The organism is Neisseria sp. DTU_2021_1001991_1_SI_NGA_ILE_055, assembly GCF_032342915.1.
Lineage (GTDB): Bacteria > Pseudomonadota > Gammaproteobacteria > Burkholderiales > Neisseriaceae > Neisseria.
This window is the reverse complement of the sequence record NZ_CP135440.1, coordinates 824405-843252: the sequence shown is the minus strand read 5'-3', so window position 1 is coordinate 843252 and position 18848 is coordinate 824405. Positions and strand designations below refer to the sequence as shown.

Annotated in this window: 14 protein-coding genes; 5 read left to right on the top strand and 9 right to left on the bottom strand. The window is 47.6% G+C overall.

Annotated features, from left to right (window positions below):
• Positions 1-9 precede the first annotated feature (9 nt).
• Entirely contained in the window at positions 10-1878 is a 1869-nt protein-coding gene (feoB, locus tag RRV97_RS03855) for a ferrous iron transporter B (RefSeq protein WP_315612035.1), read from the top strand.
• Positions 1875-2003 (top strand): FeoB-associated Cys-rich membrane protein, encoded by a 129-nt coding sequence (locus RRV97_RS03850; protein ID WP_003683546.1) that lies wholly within the window; start codon positions 1875-1877, stop codon positions 2001-2003. The genes feoB and RRV97_RS03850 overlap by 4 nt, the downstream gene beginning before the upstream one ends.
• Positions 2004-2123: 120 nt before the next feature.
• On the opposite strand, the gene RRV97_RS03845 is transcribed toward RRV97_RS03850, so the two are convergent.
• The gene (locus RRV97_RS03845) at positions 2124-2729 is read right to left on the bottom strand and encodes a phosphatase PAP2 family protein (RefSeq protein ID WP_311476149.1); all 606 of its coding nucleotides are present in this window, start codon (positions 2727-2729) and stop codon (positions 2124-2126) included.
• Between the two features lie 225 nt (positions 2730-2954).
• The gene (locus RRV97_RS03840) at positions 2955-3602 is read right to left on the bottom strand and encodes a DUF1287 domain-containing protein (protein ID WP_315612034.1); all 648 of its coding nucleotides are present in this window, start codon (positions 3600-3602) and stop codon (positions 2955-2957) included.
• Between the two features lie 195 nt (positions 3603-3797).
• Between RRV97_RS03840 and RRV97_RS03835 the strand changes: the two genes are divergently transcribed.
• A complete protein-coding gene (locus tag RRV97_RS03835; protein ID WP_315611182.1) occupies positions 3798-4805 on the top strand; it encodes an IS5 family transposase in 1008 nt (335 codons plus the stop codon).
• A gap of 251 nt (positions 4806-5056) precedes the next feature.
• Here the strand turns inward: RRV97_RS03835 and mpl are convergent, their stop codons facing one another.
• From mpl to yhbY, 7 genes are all read right to left on the bottom strand, one after another.
• Positions 5057-6433 carry a UDP-N-acetylmuramate:L-alanyl-gamma-D-glutamyl-meso-diaminopimelate ligase gene (gene mpl / locus RRV97_RS03830; protein WP_315612033.1) on the bottom strand — a complete coding sequence of 459 codons (1377 nt, stop codon included), beginning with the start codon at positions 6431-6433 and terminating at the stop codon, positions 5057-5059.
• 393 nt (positions 6434-6826) lie between these two features.
• A complete protein-coding gene (locus RRV97_RS03825; RefSeq protein ID WP_003746874.1) occupies positions 6827-7165 on the bottom strand; it encodes a P-II family nitrogen regulator in 339 nt (112 codons plus the stop codon).
• An 89-nt stretch (positions 7166-7254) separates the two neighbouring features.
• Complete coding sequence (gene lpdA, locus RRV97_RS03820) at positions 7255-9039, bottom strand: dihydrolipoyl dehydrogenase (RefSeq protein ID WP_315612032.1); 1785 nt, start codon at positions 9037-9039, stop codon at positions 7255-7257.
• 77 nt (positions 9040-9116) lie between these two features.
• Positions 9117-10724, bottom strand: coding sequence for a dihydrolipoyllysine-residue acetyltransferase (aceF, locus tag RRV97_RS03815; protein ID WP_315612031.1), 1608 nt, complete (start codon positions 10722-10724; stop codon positions 9117-9119).
• A gap of 148 nt (positions 10725-10872) precedes the next feature.
• On the bottom strand, positions 10873-13536 hold the full coding sequence (gene aceE, locus RRV97_RS03810; protein WP_049349813.1) for a pyruvate dehydrogenase (acetyl-transferring), homodimeric type: 2664 nt from the start codon (positions 13534-13536) through the stop codon (positions 10873-10875).
• A gap of 618 nt (positions 13537-14154) precedes the next feature.
• Positions 14155-15582, bottom strand: coding sequence for a tetratricopeptide repeat protein (locus tag RRV97_RS03805; RefSeq protein WP_315612030.1), 1428 nt, complete (start codon positions 15580-15582; stop codon positions 14155-14157).
• Between the two features lie 219 nt (positions 15583-15801).
• Positions 15802-16089 (bottom strand): ribosome assembly RNA-binding protein YhbY, encoded by a 288-nt coding sequence (yhbY, locus tag RRV97_RS03800; RefSeq protein ID WP_049323205.1) that lies wholly within the window; start codon positions 16087-16089, stop codon positions 15802-15804.
• 113 nt (positions 16090-16202) lie between these two features.
• On the opposite strand from yhbY, the gene RRV97_RS03795 reads away from it, so the two are divergent.
• Positions 16203-16823 carry an RlmE family RNA methyltransferase gene (locus tag RRV97_RS03795; protein ID WP_315612029.1) on the top strand — a complete coding sequence of 207 codons (621 nt, stop codon included), beginning with the start codon at positions 16203-16205 and terminating at the stop codon, positions 16821-16823.
• A 70-nt stretch (positions 16824-16893) separates the two neighbouring features.
• A complete protein-coding gene (gene ftsH, locus RRV97_RS03790) occupies positions 16894-18846 on the top strand; it encodes an ATP-dependent zinc metalloprotease FtsH (protein ID WP_315612028.1) in 1953 nt (650 codons plus the stop codon).
• Positions 18847-18848: the final 2 nt, after the last annotated feature.

Here is an 18848-nt window from a genome sequence, read left to right as displayed (position 1 = left end):
GGAAAAATAATGGAACTGAGCTACTATGCTTTGGTTGGTGCGCCCAACTGCGGCAAAACCGTTTTGTTCAACGGCTTGACAGGTGCACATGCCAAAGTGGCCAACTACCCCGGTGTAACAGTCGATAAGCGCGAGGGTGCTTTCCTTGATGATGCGGCTGTCCGCATTGTTGACCTGCCGGGTACATACAGCTTGCGTACAACCAGCCCCGACGAAGCGGTGGCGAGAGATATGGTCGTGGGTAAAATGGGCATTCCGCCTGATGCCGTGATTGCCGTTGCCGATGCGACCAACTTGCGTATGACCCTGCGCATGGTTTTGGAACTGAAAACCTTGGGCCTGCCGATGGTTGTTTCGCTAAACCTAAGCGACGTTGCGCGCAACCGGGGCTTGAATATTGATGCGGACAAATTGAGCGAGCTGTTAGGCGTGCCCGTATTGGAAACCGTTGCCGTCAGCGCATCAGGTGTACGCGCAGTGCGTGAGGCGGTAGCCAAGCTGCCCCGTAAGCGTTCTTTCCCTGCCAATCCCAGCGCATCCGAGCGCAAGCTGGAATCACTTGACAGTGAGGTGCTCTACCAAGAGGTAGAATCTATTTTGAATCAGGTGGTACGTACGCAGATGACACTGCCGGCGTGGCACAAAAAACTAGACGAAATCGTTTTGCACCCTGTGTTGGGGACGATTATGCTGCTGGTTATCCTGTTTATGGTGTTCCAAGCGGTGTACACTTGGGCGGCACCGATTATGGACGCCATTGAAGGCGGTTTTACCGCGCTGGGGGAATGGGTAGGCGCAAACATGGAGCCAGGTATCCTCAATGATTTGCTGGTCAACGGTGTGATTGCCGGTATGGGCAGCGTGTTGGTGTTCCTGCCTCAGATTACGATTTTGTTTGCCTTTATCCTGCTATTGGAAGACTCAGGCTATCTGCCGCGTGCAGCCTTCCTGCTGGATAACATCATGGCAAAAAGCGGTTTGTCCGGCCGTTCGTTTATTCCCCTTTTGTCCAGCTTTGCCTGTGCCGTTCCTGCCGTGATGTCGGCGCGTACCATTCACGACCCGCGCGAACGCCTGGTTACCATCGCGGTTGCGCCGTTGCTGACTTGCTCCGCACGTTTGCCGGTGTATGCGCTGATTATCGCCGCCGTCATTCCTGACCGTACAGTGGGCGGTATTTTCAACCTGCAAGGCCTGACATTGTTTATTCTTTATATCGCAGGCATTCTGTCGGCCGCATTGGCAGCATATATCATGAAACGCTTGGCGCGCATGAAAGGCAATGTGCAACAATTCCCACTTTTGATGGAATTACCGACTTTCCGTACGCCTAACTTCAAACACATCATGACCAGCCTGTGGGATAGGGTAAAAGCCTTCCTGAAACGCGCCGGTACCATTATTTTTGCGTTAGCCGTGGTCTTGTGGGGCTTGGTAAGCTGGCCGCAACCGCCTGCTGGCGCGACCGGGGCAGCCATCGATTACAGCTTGGCGGGTACGCTTGGCCACGCAATTCAGCCATTGTTTGCACCTTTAGGCTTTACGTGGGAAATGTGTATTGCCATGATTCCGGGTATCGCCGCACGCGAAGTAGTCGTTGCCGCTTTGGGTACCGTTTATGCCGTCAGTGCGTCGTCTGAAGATGCCGTACAAAACGCACTGATTCCCATCGTACACAACAACTGGGGCTTGCCGACTGCCTTTGCCTTCTTGGCTTGGTATGTGTATGCGCCGATGTGTGCCGCAACTTTGGCCGTGATTAAACGTGAAACCAAATCCACGAAAAATATGCTTATGATTACAGGCTATTTGTTCCTGATGGCTTATTTTGCCGCATTCGTGGTTTATCAAATTTCTTCAAGGATATTATCGTCATGACTCAATATATTATCGTCGGCTTGATTATGCTCGCCTGCGTATTCTTCCTCTTGCGAAAATTCGTGTTCAAACCGAAAAAACGCGACTGCAGCAGCGGCTGCGGAAAATGTGGCGGTTGCGGTTAAATAAAGAGGGTTAGGTAAAAGTAAAAGGCCGTCTGAAATGGTTTCAGACGGCCTTTTTGTATGTTTGAACTATGGTTCAATTGTTGTTGTAGGGCTTTTTAAGTTTCTGTGACAAAATGTTTAAACTGTCTTTTTTCTTGGGAATAGGATACAAGTAATTAAGAATATCAATGCTCCCCCTACGAAATCAATCAAATGGTGTTGATAGACAAATAAGACCGAAATGGCGAGTAAAAATCCCCATATACCAAAAAATGATTTTAAGAATTTGGATTTGAATTCTCTACAATAAACCTCAGCTGAAAGAAAAGCGAAACTCACATGTAATGACGGGCATTGATTAAAACTACTGTCCAATTTTCCCAAAATATAAAAGAAGGATTTTAAAATTTGGTTATCGACTTCAGGCTTGGGAAAATAAAATTTCATGGGAAATATTACAAATAGAGCAGTAGAAACTCCGATTAAAAAGGTTGCTCTTTTTATCAGTAATTTCAGACTGCTTTCGTTCTTTTCCAAAAATATAGTGACCAAGAAGAAAAACGGTGATGTCATATAAGGCAACATAAATATGGGCAAGAAAGGAATATTCCTTTCCCAGTCCATAAAATATGAAGGTACATTATCGACTGTATAGGCATAAAACTCAGCTCCCTTGTAAAAAACGACAAAAAATATTGATATAAAAATTGTATATTTAATCTTTAGTTTCGATAGCTTATCCACTTACCGATTCTCTCCATCCATGATTCCAATATAATTAAAATCGTAAAAATCCATCACATTATCATATGTATCAGTGATATGGAATATGTCGCACTGTCTCTAATATTTTGTCGGATGGTTATCCCACCTATGGTTTCAGACGGCCTCGAAAGGTGGATTGCAAAAAAAGCGCAAAACTACAGATTGGATATGATATTGAAGTGAATTTTTCAGTAGTCTCATGATTTATTGAACGGGAAGCCTGAAATGTCCAGTGATGGTGTAGCGGTAGAGGACATCATCTTCACGGGTTCCTGAACCGATATTATGGATAATCAGTGGCCTGTCGCCGATTTTTCGATCGGAGACGATGCCGATATGGGGACGGTTGCCTTTCAGTTCCCAAGTTACAATATCGCCAGCTTGATAGTTTGTATTTCGAACTGCCCAGCCTTGACGCGTGAAATAAGTCATTAGGTTAGGTACGCGGCGGTGGTCAATATTGGTATCAGGTTGTTTCAAACCCCAGCGTTTCGGATAAACGGAAAAATTCCGACTCATATCTTGATGAACAAGCTCTTGCAAATCTATATTTTGGTCACGTAAGGCTCGGATAATGACGTCTGTGCAAACGCCTTTTGATATCGGCACATCGCCCATCGGATAAGTGAGCTTCGTGTAAGCCGGGTCGTAACGAAGGGTTTTGCCAATTTGGTTTCGCGCAGATTGTACGATTTGCGGCGATGGTTTGTCTGGTATGGTAATGGGTTGTAGGGAGTCAGTGTCAATACCGGGAATAAACACGTGATTACGGGCAAAAAATACAGCTGTTGTCATCAGAAAGATGGAAAATACAACGCTGAGAAATATAGGCTTGGCAGTTTTATGTTTCATGATATGCGCACAGCTTAGATGTTGTATGCATTATTTATCAGATTTTGGGGAAGGTTGGCAATACTTAATCGAATAATAGTCTTGCGCGTATGTACGGATAAATGGAAGATAAATGATATTTTATTATTGCCAGAGACCTTTGCAAAATTCCTCAAAATCCCCTAAATTCCCACAAAGACATTTAGGGGATTTTTCATGAGTACCTTCTTCCAGCAAACCGCACAAGCCATGATTGCCAAACACATCGACCGCTTCCCGCTATTGAAGTTGGATCAGGTGATTGATTGGCAACCGATCGAACAATACCTGAATCGTCAAAAAATCCGTTACCTCCGAGACCACCGCGGCCGTCCCGCCTATCCCCTGTTGTCCATGTTCAAAGCCGTCCTGCTCGGACAATGGCACAGCCTCTCCGATCCCGAACTCGAACACAGCCTCATCACCCGCATCGATTTCAACCTGTTTTGCCGTTTTGACGAACTGAGCATCCCCGATTACAGCACCTTATGCCGCTACCGCAACTGGCTGGCGCAAGACAACACCCTGTCCGAACTACTGGAACTGATCAACCGCCAACTGACCGAAAAAGGCCTAAAAATAGAGAAAGCATCCGCCGCCGTCGTTGATGCCACTATTATTCAGACCGCCGGCAGCAAACAGCGCCAGGCCATAGAAGTCGACGAGGAAGGACAAGTCAGCGGCCAAGCCACACCGAGTAAAGACAGCGATGCCCGTTGGATAAAGAAAAACGGCCTCTACAAACTCGGTTACAAACAACATACCCGTACCGATGCGGAAGGCTATATCGAGAAACTGCACATTACCCCAGCCAATGCCCATGAGTGCAAACACCTGTCGCCTTTGTTGGAAGGTCTGCCCAAAGGTACGACCGTCTATGCCGATAAAGGCTATGACAGTGAGGAAAACCGGCAACATCTGGAAGAGCATCGGTTACAGGACGGCATTATGCGCAAAGCCTACCGCAACCGTCCGCTGACGGAAGCGCAAACCAAACGTAACCGATATTTGTCGAAGACCCGTTATGTGGTCGAACAAAGCTTCGGCACGCTGCACCGTAAATTCCGCTATGCGCGGGCAGCCTATTTCGGGCTGATCAAAGTGAGTGCGCAAAGCCATCTGAAGGCGATGTGTTTGAACCTGTTGAAAGCCGCCAACAGGCTAAGTGTGCCTGTTGCTGCCTAAAAGGCGGCCCGGATGCCTGATTAATCAGGTATCCAAGGGGGGATTAAGGGGGGATTTGGGTAGAATCAGTGGATATTTGAAACAAAAACAGCCGAAAATCTTTGTTTGGATCTCGGCTGTCGGAAGGAAAGGAATTTTGCAAAGGTCTCTGCCAAATCGTTTTTTGTAAGTACAGTCATGATAAAAGGCCGTCTGAAAACCAAGCTCCGGTTTTCAGACGGCCTCAATCATTCAAAACTTTCAATAAACCCTTATTTCAATGCTTCCAACAGCTTTCCGTGTATTCCGCCAAAACCGCCGTTGCTCATGACTAAAATATGGTCGCCTGCCTCGGCATTTTTCACGATTTCGGCAACGAAGGCATCGAAGTCCTTGCCGACGTGTAGCTTGCCGCCCAAAGGCGCGAGGGCTTCGGCGACGTTCCAGTCCACGCCTCCGGCGTAGCAGAACACTTGGTCGGCACTTTTGAGGCTTGCAGGCAGGGCGGCTTTCATGGTGCCGAGTTTCATGGTGTTGGAACGCGGCTCGAGGACGGCGAGAATGCGGGCGTTGCCGACACGTTGGCGCAGGCCCTCTATGGTGGTTTCAATGGCGGTCGGGTGGTGGGCAAAGTCGTCGTAAACGGTGATGCCGTTTACCGTGCCTTTAATTTCCATACGGCGTTTGACGTTTTTAAACGCGCTCAAGGCTTCGCAGGCCGTCTGAATATCGACGCCGGCATGACGCGCGGCAGCGATAACGGCGAGGGCGTTCATGCGGTTGTGTTCGCCCATCAATTCCCAAGCGACGTGTCCGACCGTTTCGCCATGATGGCATACGTCAAACGAGCCGTCGGCATGAACAGTGCCAACTTGCCAGCCTTGTTCGGTGCCGAATTTTTCTACAGGCGTCCAGCAGCCTTTGTCCAAAGTGTCTTGCAGGCTTTGTTGCTGTCCGTTGCAGACGATGAGGCCTTCAGACGGCACGGTGCGTACCAAATGATGGAATTGGGTTTGAATGGCGCCCAAATCAGCAAAAATGTCGGCGTGGTCGAATTCCAGATTGTTCAAAATGGCGGTACGCGGACGGTAGTGTACGAATTTGGAGCGTTTGTCAAAAAAGGCGGTGTCGTATTCGTCAGCTTCGATGACGAAAAACGGCGATTTGCTGTTCGGGTCTTGGCGAGGTGTTTGTGGCAGGCGTGCGGAAACGCTGAAGTTTTCCGGTACTCCGCCGATGAGGAAGCCCGGTGCGAGTCCGGCATATTCTAAGACCCATGCCAGCATGGAGGCTGTGGTTGTTTTGCCGTGTGTTCCGGCTACGCCGAGCACCCAGTGCTGGTGCAATACGTTTTCAGCCAGCCATTGCGGGCCGGAAGTATAAGGCAGGCCTTTGTTCAAAATGGCTTCAATCACATCCATGCCGCGTTTGGCAACATTACCGATAACGTAAATATCGGCTTTAAATTTGTCCAATTGAGCGGCATCAAAACCTTCGTGTACGTCTATGCCCAAGGCTTCGAGCTGGGTACTCATCGGCGGATACATTTTGGCGTCGCAACCGCTGACTTTAAAACCTGCTTCTTTGGCAATAGCCGCTACGCCACCCATAAATGTGCCGCCGATACCGATAATGTGGATGTGTTTCATGATAAGACTGTCTTTGGATAAATTAATTTTAAAGCCGTCATTATAACGGAGTTTGGATAAAGGGGTCGTCTGAAAAGTTAGACAACAATAAGAATAGGAAAAAAATACGAGGGATTTGATTTTAAAGGGAGGGCGTTGAGGTTTTGATTGGGTAAGTATTACTTTGAAAAGAGTTATTTGATACGGTAAAGTCGTTCACGAAGGTCAGATGAAGCATTGCCTCGAACTCCTCCATGCTTGATAGCGTGAGGTTTTCAGTAACAGATTTGCTTGGATATACTTTAGAAAATGGGGGGGTGTTATTCAATAATGCCGTCTGAAGAATAAGCCCTGATTAAGACAAGTCATGGCTTTTTCCAGACGGCATTTGTATTCTGTATCTTGTGATTTCTATTAAAGCGCGGCATCCGAACGTTCGCCGGTCCGGATGCGGATAGCTTCTTCAACCGGATAAATGAAGATTTTTCCGTCACCGATTTTGCCGGAATGTGCGGTTTCCAAAATGGCATCAACAGCCTGATCGACTTTGTCGTCAGCCAATACCAATTCGATTTTCACTTTGGGCAGGAAATCAACTGCGTATTCTGCGCCGCGATAAATTTCTGTATGGCCTTTTTGGCGGCCGAAGCCTTTGACTTCGCTGACGGTCATGCCGGTAATGCCGATTTCGGTCAAGACTTCGCGCACATCGTCGAGTTTGAAAGGTTTGATAATGGCTTCGATTTTTTTCATATTAATTCTCCTTATTTGAGAAAAGGCCGTCTGAAACATTCAGACGGCCTTTGTTCCATTAAGTTCGTTCAAACTTTATTTGAGTGAACTTATTTCTTTTTCTGAGCCGGCAGGTCGGTACATACACCCAATGCCACTTCTGCAGCCATACCGATGGATTCACCCAAGGTTGGGTGTGGGTGGATGGTTTTGCCGATGTCGGTTGCATCGCAGCCCATTTCGATGGCCAAGCAGACTTCGCCGATCATATCGCCGCCGTTAGGACCAACGATACCGCCGCCGATGATGCGGCCGGTTTCAGCATCAAAAATCAGCTTGGTGAAGCCATTGTCGCAACCGTTGGCAATCGCACGGCCGGAAGCAGCCCATGGGAAGTTGGCTTTGGTGATTTTGCGGCCGGAAGCTTTGGCAGACAACTCGGTTTCGCCCACCCATGCCACTTCAGGAGAAGTGTAGGCAACGCCCGGAATAACGCGCGCGTCAAAGTAGGCTTTGTGGCCGGCACAGTTTTCAGCGGCAACGTGGCCTTCATGAACGGCTTTGTGCGCCAACATCGGTTGACCGACGATATCGCCGATAGCGTAGATGTGCGGCACGTTGGTACGCATTTGTTTGTCCACTTCGATGAAGCCGCGATCGGTCACGGCAACGCCGGCTTTCTCAGCGCTGATGAGTTTGCCGTTAGGCGCACGACCGGCAGCTACCAGTACGGCATCGTAACGTTGTGGCTCTTTAGGCGCGTTTGCACCTTCGAAGGTAACGTAAACGCCGTCTTCTTTAGGCTCGACAGCAACAGTTTTGGTGTTGATCATGATGTTGTCAAAACGGTATTCGTTTTGTTTTTGCCATACTTTAACCAAGTCGCGGTCTGCGCCTTGCATCAGGCCGTCCATCATTTCAACAACATCCAGGCGAGAACCCAGCGTGCTGTAAACCGTACCCATTTCGAGACCAATAATACCGCCGCCGATAATCAGCAGTTTGCCCGGTACTTCTTTCAGAGCCAAAGCGCCGCTGGAATCGATGATGCGCGGATCTTCAGGAATGAAAGGCAGTTTGGTTACGCGGCTGCCTGCTGCAATGATACAGTTTTTGAAGGCAACGATTTTTTTCTCGCCGGTAGGAGTCGCTTGCTCGTACACGTCGCCGGTGGTCAGCGACACTTCCAGGTGGTGAGGATCCAAGAATTGACCGTCGCCTTGGATAACATCTACTTTACGGCCTTTTGCCATACCTGCCAAGCCGGTAGTCAGGCGGGAAACCACGCCGTCTTTGTAAGCGCGCAACATGTCGATGTCGAGTTCTGGTTCTGGGTATTTGATACCGTTGGCAGCCAAGTGACGTACTTCATCGATTACGGCAGCGTTGTGCAACAAGGCTTTGGAAGGGATACAGCCGACGTTCAAGCAAACGCCGCCCAAAGTTTTGTAACGCTCGACGATGGCCACTTTCAAACCTTCGTCAGCAGCGGCAAATGCAGAGGAATAACCGCCGGGGCCGCCACCCAATACGACTACGTCGTACTCGGCATCGGCAGAACCGCCAAATTGTGCAGCTTGAGGAGCAGGAGCAGCAGCTTTAGGGGCTTCTTGTGCAGGAGCAGCTGGTGCTTCGGCTTTAGGAGCGGCAGCCGCACCTTCGGCTTCAACGACTGCAATCAAGCCACCTTCGGAGATTTTATCGCCGACTTTAACTTTAACTTCTTTAACGACACCCGCAACTTCGGCAGGTACGTCCATAGTGGCTTTATCGGTTTCCAAAGTAATCAGGGTATCGTCCACGGCAATGGTGTCGCCTACATTTACTTCAACCGCAATAATATCTACATTTTCGTGACCGCCAATGTCGGGCACTTTTAATTCAACTAAGCTCATGTCTAATCTTTCTGAATGATGTTCGGACTTCCTTTTTCAAACGGCCTGAGTAAAAAGGCAGTCTGAAAATGCTTGGATTACAGAGTAATGCGGCGGAAGTCTTTCAACAGGTTAGCTAGGAATACGGTAAAGCGCATACCGGCGGCACCGTCGATGACGCGGTGGTCGAAGGACAGGCTCAATGGGCACATCAGGCGAGGAGCAAATTCTTTGCCGTTCCAAACCGGTTTGATTTGGGATTTGCACACGCCCAAGATGGCAACTTCAGGAGCATTCACGATTGGCGTGAAGCCTGTGCCGCCGATACCGCCCAAGCTGGAAATGGTAAAGCATGCGCCTTGCATTTCTTGTGGTTTGAGCTTGCCTTCGCGGGCTTTTTTAGACAATTCGGTCAGCTCTTGGCTGATTTGTTTCAAGCCTTTTTGATCCACATCTTTGATCACTGGAACAACCAAGCCGTTTGGCGTGTCGGCTGCGAAACCGATGTTGAAGTAGTTTTTCAGCACCAGGTTGTCGCCATCCAGAGAGGCGTTGAATTCAGGGAAGGCTTTCAGCGCAGAAACAGAGGCTTTAATGATGAACGCTAACGGAGACAGTTTCACGCCTTCGCGTTCCCATTCTTTGTTCAGCTGTTTGCGGAATTCTTCCAATTCGGTCATATCCGCTTCTTCGTGTACGGTAACGTGAGGAATCACAACCCAGTTGCGAGACAGGTTTTGACCGGAAATTTTCTTAATGCGAGATAACTCTTTAACTTCGACGCTGCCGAATTTAGAGAAGTCGACTTTAGGCCATGGCAACAAGTCCAGACCGCCGCCTAAAGAGGCAGCGGCAGGTTTGCCAGCACCGCTTTGCATAACGGATTTAACGAAGGCTTTAACGTCTTCGCCCATGATACGGCCTTTCAGACCGGTACCTTTGACTTGACCCAGATCTACGCCCAATTCGCGTGCCAGTTTGCGTGCGGAAGGACCGGCATGTGCTTTGGCAAATGCAGCTTCGTCAATTTTGGCAGCTGCAGGTGCAGGTGCGGCAACAGGAGCCGGAGCGGCGGCAGGCGCGGCAGCCGGAGCAGGTACAGCTGCCGGGGCGGCGGCTTGAGAAGGAGCGGGAGCGGCGGCAGAACCGGCGGTTTCTACTTCGATAATGGCAGAACCTTCAGATACTTTGTCGCCAACTTTTACAAATACGGCTTTAACCACACCGGCTTCTGTACATGGTACGTCCATAGTGGCTTTGTCAGTTTCCAGAGTAATCAGAGTGTCGTCAACGGCAACAGTGTCGCCAACTTTGATTTCAACGGCAATAATGTCTACATCTGTATGACCGCCAATATCCGGTACAACAACTTTTACAGTTGCACCGCCTGCAGGGGCTGCAGCAGGAGCGGCAGCCGGAGCTGCAGGAGCTTCAGTTGCAGGAGCCGGGGCCGCATCGGCAGCGGCGGCATCGGTTTCAACGGTCAGAATAACGCCGCCTTCAGAGATTTTATCACCGACTTTAACTTTAACTTCTTTCACGACACCGGCTGCATCGGCAGGTACGTCCATAGTGGCTTTGTCGGTTTCTAAAGTAATCAGGGTGTCGTCAACGGCAATGGTGTCGCCTGCTTTAACTTCTACAGCGATGATGTCGACGTTTTCATGACCGCCGATATCAGGGACTTTGATTTCTACGATACTCATTTGAGTTCCTTTAATATTTTCAGTTTGATGCCGTCTGAAAACTGTTTCACACGGCATCGGTACAGTTTGTCTGTTCAAACCATTCAAGCATTTGGTTTTCAGACGGCCTAATGTTGGCATGAAGCAAACAGGCCGTCTGAAACATCAATTAGCGTTTCCAGCTAGGAGCTGCATCGGCTTTGATACCATATTTTTCAATGGCTTGTTGAACGGTTTCTTTGCTGACTTTGCCTTGTTCGGCCAGAGCACTCAATGCAGCAACGGCAACGTTGTAGCGGTCAACTTCGAAGAAGCTGCGCAGGTTGGCACGGCTGTCAGAACGACCGAAGCCATCGGTACCCAAGACGTGGTAGTCGTTAGGGATGTAGGCGCGGATACGGTCGGCATAGCTGCGGATATAGTCGGTAGCGGCAATAACCGGACCGTCATGACCTTGCAGTTGAGAAGTAACAAACGGTACTTTTGCAGTTTCTAATGGGTTCAGACGATTGAAGCGTTCCACTTCGATGGCATCGCGGTGCAGTTGGTTGAATGATGGGCAAGACCAGATGTCTGCTTCTACGCCGAAGTCGGCTTTCAACAATTCGGCACCGGCAATCACTTCTTGCAGGATGGTACCGGAACCCATCAATTGGACTTTTTTGTCGCCTTTGCCGCCGGCTTTCAGCAAGTACATACCTTTCAGGATGTCTTGTTCTACGCCTTCAGGCATGTCCGGATGGGTGTAGTTTTCATTCATCAGGGTGATGTAGTAGAACACGTCTTCGTGGTTAACATACATGCGGCGCAAGCCATCGTGTACGATAACGGCTACTTCATATTGGAATGTCGGATCGTAAGTTACACAGTTTGGAATCAAGTCTGCTTGAATGTGGCTGTGGCCGTCTTCGTGTTGCAAACCTTCGCCATTCAGTGTTGTACGGCCGGCAGTACCACCCAACAGGAAACCGCGTGCATGCATATCGCCTGCTGCCCATGCCAAGTCGCCAACGCGTTGGAAACCGAACATAGAGTAGTAGATGTAGAAAGGAATCATGGCAAAGTCGTTGTTTGCGTAGCTGGTCGCAGCAGCAATCCAGTCAGCCATGGCACCCGGTTCGTTAATACCTTCTTGCAAGATTTGACCGTCAACAGACTCTTTATAGAACATCAGTTGGTCTTTATCTTGAGGAGTGTATTGTTGGCCTTTAGGGTTCCAAATACCGTATTGGCGGAACATACCTTCCATACCGAACGTACGGCTTTCATCAGGAACGATAGGCACCACGCGTTTGCCGATTTTTTTGTCTTTCAGCAAAGTAGACAGGATGCGGACGAAAGCCATGGTGGTTGAGAATTCACGGTCGCCACTGGATTTCAGTTGAGTCTCAAATGCTGACAGTTCAGGCACTTCCAGAACTTCTTGGGTAGGTTTGCGTTGAGGCAGGTAGCCACCCAAAGCTTCACGGCGTGCATGCAGGTATTTGTATTCTTCGCTGTCGGGAGCAAAAGTCAGGTAAGGCAGGTCGCCGCTGTCGATTTGCTCGTCGGTAACAGGAATGTCAAAGCGGTCACGGAATTGTTTCAGAGAAGCTTTGTCCATTTTTTTGGCTTGGTGGGCAACGTTTTGGCCTTCGCCGGATGCGCCCATGCCGTAACCTTTAATGGTTTTAGCCAAAATGACAGTAGGTTTGCCGTCAGCGTGGTTCACTGCGCGGTCGTAAGCGTTGTACACTTTTTGAGGGTCGTGGCCGCCGCGGTTCAATGCCCAAATTTCATCATCGGTCATATCGGCAACCAATGCTTTCAGTTCAGGGGTATTGAAGAAGTGTTCACGGACGTATGCGCCGTCTTTGGATTTGTAAGTTTGGTAGTCACCGTCCAAGCATTCTTCCATGCGTTTGCGCAGGATGCCATCTTTGTCTTTTGCCAAGAGGCGGTCCCAACGACGACCCCAGATGACTTTCACAACATTCCAGCCGGCGCCGGCAAAGTTGCCTTCCAGCTCTTGAATGATTTTGCCGTTACCGCGTACTGGGCCGTCCAAACGTTGCAGGTTACAGTTGATGACGAATACCAAGTTGTCCAAGCCTTCGCGTGAAGCCAGAGCAATAGCACCTTGGCTTTCTGGTTCGTCCATCTCGCCGTCACCGCAGAATACCCATACTTTACGGCCTTTGGTTTTAGCCAGGCCGCGAGATTCCAAGTATTTCAGGAAACGGGCTTGGTAAATCGCCATCAATGGGCCGAGACCCATAGATACGGTTGGGAATTGCCAGAAGTCAGGCAACAGGTGAGGGTGAGGATAGGAAGGCAGACCATGACCGGCAACTTCTTGACGGAAGTTGTTCAATTGGTCTTCAGTCAGACGGCCTTCAACGAAAGCACGTGCATAAATGCCGGGAGCGGCATGACCTTGGAAGAATACCAAATCACCTTCTTCGCCTTCGCCTTTGGCTTTCCAGAAGTGGTTGAAGCCGACTTCGTACATGGTCGCAGCAGATTGGAAAGATGCAATGTGTCCACCCAATTCCAAATCTTTTTTACCTGCGCGCAATACGATAGCCGCGGCATTCCAACGTACGAAAGCACGAATACGGTGCTCGATGTTTTGGTCGCCGGGAATGCCTTTTTCGTTTTCAACGGAAACAGTGTTCAAATATGGAGTAGTGGTGCCGTGAGGCATGCGGATGCCTTTGTCACGGCTGTATTTGACCAAACTTTCCAGCAGGTATTGGGCGCGTTCGCTGCCTTCATATTCTAAAACAGAGCTTAACGCGTCTAACCATTCTTTGGTTTCAATTGGGTCAACATCGTGTAATTGGGTGGACATAATATCTATCCTTGTGTTGAGTGTTTTTCAATGACGGAGTAGTACCCCGATATTTTCGTTTGTGAACAAATACGGCTTATAAACGAAAATTCCAAGAGTCAAATTCGAAAAGATTTTAATTATTTAAATATTTTCAATACGTTATATTAAGCTATGAAAATTCTGAAAAATTAAAATTTTTTGCAAACTGGCTAACCTGCAAATGCTATCAGTAATTGGGCAAACTGGCAAATCGCGCTGTTGATATTAATAGGAGGGTAGAGGTTGAATTGATGATTTTTTGAGAGTGCCCTTATGATGGTTTTTAAATCGGAATATTAAACAGACACGGTAAAAGTCTCTGTTGTTTTGATGAATAAATTCGGATACGAAAGTTAATCTTCAAAATTTGTATAAAATCGAAAATTAAATTTATAATTTTAGTTTAAAAAAGAAAATTCAGACCGTGTTATTTTTTACAAGCGAATGGGCCGTCTGAAGATTTTGAAAGAGGTTAAGAAAGAAGTGAAATTCTAAGAAGACGACGATTGAGGAGGGAAAATTAAAAATGACATGCACAGGCTAGTTGAATAGCTGGGCATGTCATTTATCTAGTAGTCTGAGAATTTCAGACGGCCTTTAAACTGTAGAGGATTTTTGAGCAAATTGCTTCCATTGAGCTAAAAGCCCTTTGAGAACATCTTGCTGCTCATGTCCATGTTGGATGGCTTCTTGCAGCCAAAAACATGCGTTATTGATGTCTTTCTCTACACCCAGGCCGTGGTAATACAGACAGGCAAGATTATATTGAGCCATTGTATCCCTTTGTTTGGCTGCCGCTTCAAACCATTTCGCCGCTTGGGCATAGTCGACAGGTACGCCTTGTCCGCTGTAATACATCATGCCAAGATTGGTTTGTGATTTGCTGTGTCCTAGTTCTGCAGACTGAAGGTATAGCTCTAGTGCTTCGGCATAATTTTGTTGGCGTTTTAAACCATAGTGGGCCGCAAATGCCAGTTTGTATAGGCGCTCGGCCTCTTGGCGTTGGAGGGCGATTTCTTTGGTCAGCTCGTAGTTTTGCTGGTTATTCAACGCGCTGTCAGATAGAAGTTTTTGGTAAGCGACAAGATTGCCTAAGTCGGCTGCGCGTTGATAATACTGACGGGCAGTGTCTGCATCAACTGCTCGTCCCAATCCGTAGCGATGGATATCTCCTAAAAGGCGCAAGCCTTCCGGATCATTTTGATCCGCAGCAGACTTAGCATGTTGATAGGCCTTTTGAGGGTCTCGTTCGGTGTTTTTTCCCAAAAGATAGATTTCGGCAAGCGCTACATGCGCATTGCTGTCTCCTTGTTCTGCCGCTTTTTCAAACCATTCTGATGCCTCGGCAGGGTTTGAGGCCGATAAGAGTTCTGCAAGAGAAGTTTGAGCCGGAACAATGTCGTAATTGGCGGCAATGCGTAAATGTTCGATTGCTTTTTCAGGATTTTGTGCGACACCTTGCCCCAATTTATATTGAAGACCAAGTTGCCAGTGTGCTGCAATAAATCCCTGTGCGGCAGATTGCTGGTAGAGTTTATGGGAATATTCTAAATTGGGGGTGCTTGAGTATTGGTAGTGTTGGGCTAAGAAATATTGCGCCTGAGGGTTTTGTTGCTCGGCAGCTTTCAATGCCCATTTGACTGCTTGCTGTTCATTACCGCTATCTGCATATAAACGCATCAGGCGTAGCTGGGCCGGGACCAAGCCTTCTTCGGCAAGTTTTTGATAGGCTGAAATAAGCGTTTCTACTTCTGCGCCGTTATTTTCTTGTAATTGGAGAAGATTGTAGCGGGCATAGGGATGACCGGCTCTTGCCGCTTGTTTTAAATATTCAACTGCAATTGCCAAATCTTGTTCGTTTTCATGGTTTTCAAACAGGCATCCTGCCAGCTGAAATGCAGCCTCGATATGTCCCGCCTCTGCTGCCTCGCAGAGCAATGGAATAGCTTGCGCAAAGTCAGGCGGGTCTTGAGTAATTAATTTTTTTGCCAGAAGAAAAGATTCTTCATATTGTTGAGCATTCATCGTTTTTTATATTTATGAAGGATTCAAGGATAAAATAATCGGCCGACAGGGTGAGGCCGTTATGATTTTGTAATTTTGAGGTTATTTACAAAAACAGGCAACCGTATTTGTATTTTCATACTTAGAATAATGGAATAAATTGTTTTATGCTGCATAAATACAACAGAAGGTGGAATAAAGTGGGTTGAGAAAATACTTCTGCTGTTTGTTCAGTTCGAATTACTCTTCATCCGGTTTTTTACGCCACAAAACAAGTAATTTACCAATGTGTTGAACCAGTTGGGCACCCAGTGTCTCACACAAGGCATTGCAAATTTCAATACGTTCTGCACGGTCATCGCCAAAAACACGGACTTTAATCAATTCGTGTGCTGTCAATGCGGCGTCGGTTTCTTTAATGACGGAGTCGGTCAAACCTTGTTGGCCAACCATAACAACGGGATGGAGGTGGTGTGCTTGGGCTTTCAAGGCCAAAATTTCTTTGGTGCTTAGTTTGTTGTCGCTCATTTTGATAAGTATCCAATTAAAAAGAATAATTGGCTATATTGTACGCGATTTAGAACATTTACGGGGGAAATAACGTACAATACTGGTTTTTAACTTAAGTATTTCAAACCAAGATGGCTGTACGCTCAAAATCTTCAAAAGCATGGCTGCATGAGCATGTCAACGATCATTATGTCCATATGGCACAAAAGGATAGATATCGTGCCCGGGCGGCTTATAAATTATTAGAAATCAATCAGAAAGATAAATTGATCAGGCCGGGTACGGTCTTGGCGGATTTGGGTAGTGCGCCAGGTAGTTGGTCGCAGGTGGCGGCTAAGCTGGTCGGTAAAACAGGGGCAGTGTTTGCTTTGGATATTTTACCGATGGATGCGATTGAAGGCGTTTCGTTTATTCAGGGTGATTTTCGAGAAGATGCTGTTTTGGAGCAGTTTGAAGCCTTATTGGATAATCGCCCGTTAGACCTTGTAATCTGTGATATGGCACCCAATATGTCAGGCAATGCCGTAACAGACCAGGCACGCAGTTTTTACCTGTGTGAACTGGCTTTGGATTTTGCTTCGCAGCATTTGAAACCCGGAGGCAGTTTTTTGGTGAAGGTGTTTCAAGGCGCGGGCTATCAGGAATATACGGCGGCAATGCGCGAAATTTTTGCTAGTGTGCAAACTCGAAAGCCGGATGCTTCCCGCAATCGTTCCAGTGAGATTTACCTATTAGGCAAAAATAAACGCTGACAATGTAGGGTGGGTGCTTTAAAATTCTTTCCCTTGATTTTATTTATTTTGTAACCATGGAGCCTGTTCAGTGGGGAATACCATTAAAAACATATTAGTCTGGGTAGTGGGTGGTGCTATGCTTTTAGCAGCATTCAATGCACTCAGCGATAAGCAGGAAGATAAACAGCAAATCGAATATTCTCAATTTATTCAGCAAGTTAATAGTGGCGAAGTATCCAATGTCAATATCGAAGGATCTGTTGTCAGTGGCTATCTGATTAAAGGTGAGCGCACCGATAAAACTGCCTTCTATACCAATGCGCCTTTGGATGACAACTTGGTTAAAACGCTGTTGGACAACAAAGTACGCGTCAAAGTAACTCCGGAAGAAAAACCAAGCATGTTGGCCAGTCTGTTTTACAGCCTGCTGCCTGTTTTGTTGTTGATTGGTGCATGGTTCTACTTCATGCGCATGCAAAGCGGCGGTGGCGGTAAAGGCGGTGCCTTCTCTTTTGGTAAAAGCCGTGCGCGTTTGTTGGATAAAGATTCCAATAAAGTGACTTTTGCCGATGTTGCCGGTTGTGATGAGGCAAAAGAAGAAGTACAAGAAATCGTAGATTATTTGAAAGCACCCAATCGTTATCAAAGCTTAGGCGGTCGTGTACCGCGCGGTATTTTGTTGGCAGGCAGCCCCGGTACGGGTAAAACATTGCTGGCCAAAGCGATTGCCGGTGAGGCAGGGGTGCCATTCTTCAGTATTTCAGGTTCTGACTTCGTAGAAATGTTTGTCGGTGTCGGTGCGAGCCGTGTCCGCGATATGTTCGAGCAAGCCAAGAAAAACGCACCATGTATCATCTTTATTGATGAAATTGATGCGGTTGGCCGTCAGCGTGGTGCTGGTTTGGGCGGTGGTAATGATGAGCGTGAGCAAACATTAAACCAATTATTGGTTGAAATGGATGGTTTTGAAAGTAATCAAACCGTTATTGTGATCGCAGCAACCAACCGTCCTGATGTACTTGACCCTGCGTTGCAGCGTCCGGGTCGTTTTGACCGTCAAGTCGTTGTTCCATTGCCTGATATTCGTGGCCGTGAGCAAATCTTGAAAGTCCACGCTAAAAAAGTGCCTTTGGATGCATCTGTAGATTTGACTTCTTTGGCTCGTGGTACACCTGGTTTTTCAGGTGCGGATTTGGCAAACTTGGTCAATGAAGCTGCTTTGTTTGCCGGCCGTCGCAATAAAGTTAAAGTCGATCAAAGCGACTTTGAAGATGCGAAAGATAAAATCTACATGGGTCCTGAACGCCGCAGTATGGTGATGCATGAAGATGAAAAACGTGCGACAGCCTATCATGAGGCAGGCCATGCAATCGTAGCGGAAAGCCTGCCGTTTACCGATCCGGTTCACAAGGTAACCATTATGCCGCGCGGCCGTGCCTTAGGTTTAACTTGGCAACTGCCTGAGCGTGACCGCATCAGCATGTACAAAGACCAAATGTTGAGCCAGATCTCAATTTTGTTCGGCGGCCGTATTGCTGAAGATATTTTTGTCGGCCGTATTTCTACCGGCGCATCTAACGACTTTGAGCGTGCAACTCAAATGGCTCGCGAGATGGTAACGCGTTATGGTATGAGCGACAAAATGGGTGTGATGGTTTATGCTGAGAACGAAGGTGAAGTATTCTTGGGTCGCAGCGTGACCCGTTCTCAAAATATTTCCGAGAAAACCCAACAAGATATCGATGCGGAAATCCGCCGTATTTTGGATGAGCAATATCAAGTCGCTTACAAAATTTTGGATGAAAATCGCGATAAGATGGAAACCATGTGCAAAGCGCTGATGGATTGGGAAACCATCGATCGAGATCAAGTTTTGGAAATTATGGCCGGTAAACAACCTAGCCCGCCTAAAGATTACAGCCACAATGTCCGTGATGACAAAGTAGAAGAGCCTGAAGCACCTGTTGCTGAACCTGTTGAGCAAAATGAGGTTCAGACTGCTGAATCAGTAGAAGCAGAAAAAACGGATAAATCTGTATAAGG

Coding starts and splice junctions, on each gene's coding strand:
- RRV97_RS03840 (WP_315612034.1), bottom strand. CDS start 3,602: ATGAAACATAAAACTGCCAAGCCTATATTTCTCAGCGTTGTATTTTCC.
- mpl (WP_315612033.1), bottom strand. CDS start 6,433: ATGAAACACATCCACATTATCGGTATCGGCGGCACATTTATGGGTGGC.
- lpdA (WP_315612032.1), bottom strand. CDS start 9,039: ATGAGCTTAGTTGAATTAAAAGTGCCCGACATTGGCGGTCACGAAAAT.
- RRV97_RS03850 (WP_003683546.1), top strand. CDS start 1,875: ATGACTCAATATATTATCGTCGGCTTGATTATGCTCGCCTGCGTATTC.
- RRV97_RS03835 (WP_315611182.1), top strand. CDS start 3,798: ATGAGTACCTTCTTCCAGCAAACCGCACAAGCCATGATTGCCAAACAC.
- feoB (WP_315612035.1), top strand. CDS start 10: ATGGAACTGAGCTACTATGCTTTGGTTGGTGCGCCCAACTGCGGCAAA.
- RRV97_RS03805 (WP_315612030.1), bottom strand. CDS start 15,582: ATGAATGCTCAACAATATGAAGAATCTTTTCTTCTGGCAAAAAAATTA.
- RRV97_RS03825 (WP_003746874.1), bottom strand. CDS start 7,165: ATGAAAAAAATCGAAGCCATTATCAAACCTTTCAAACTCGACGATGTG.
- aceE (WP_049349813.1), bottom strand. CDS start 13,536: ATGTCCACCCAATTACACGATGTTGACCCAATTGAAACCAAAGAATGG.
- RRV97_RS03795 (WP_315612029.1), top strand. CDS start 16,203: ATGGCTGTACGCTCAAAATCTTCAAAAGCATGGCTGCATGAGCATGTC.
- yhbY (WP_049323205.1), bottom strand. CDS start 16,089: ATGAGCGACAACAAACTAAGCACCAAAGAAATTTTGGCCTTGAAAGCC.
- aceF (WP_315612031.1), bottom strand. CDS start 10,724: ATGAGTATCGTAGAAATCAAAGTCCCTGATATCGGCGGTCATGAAAAC.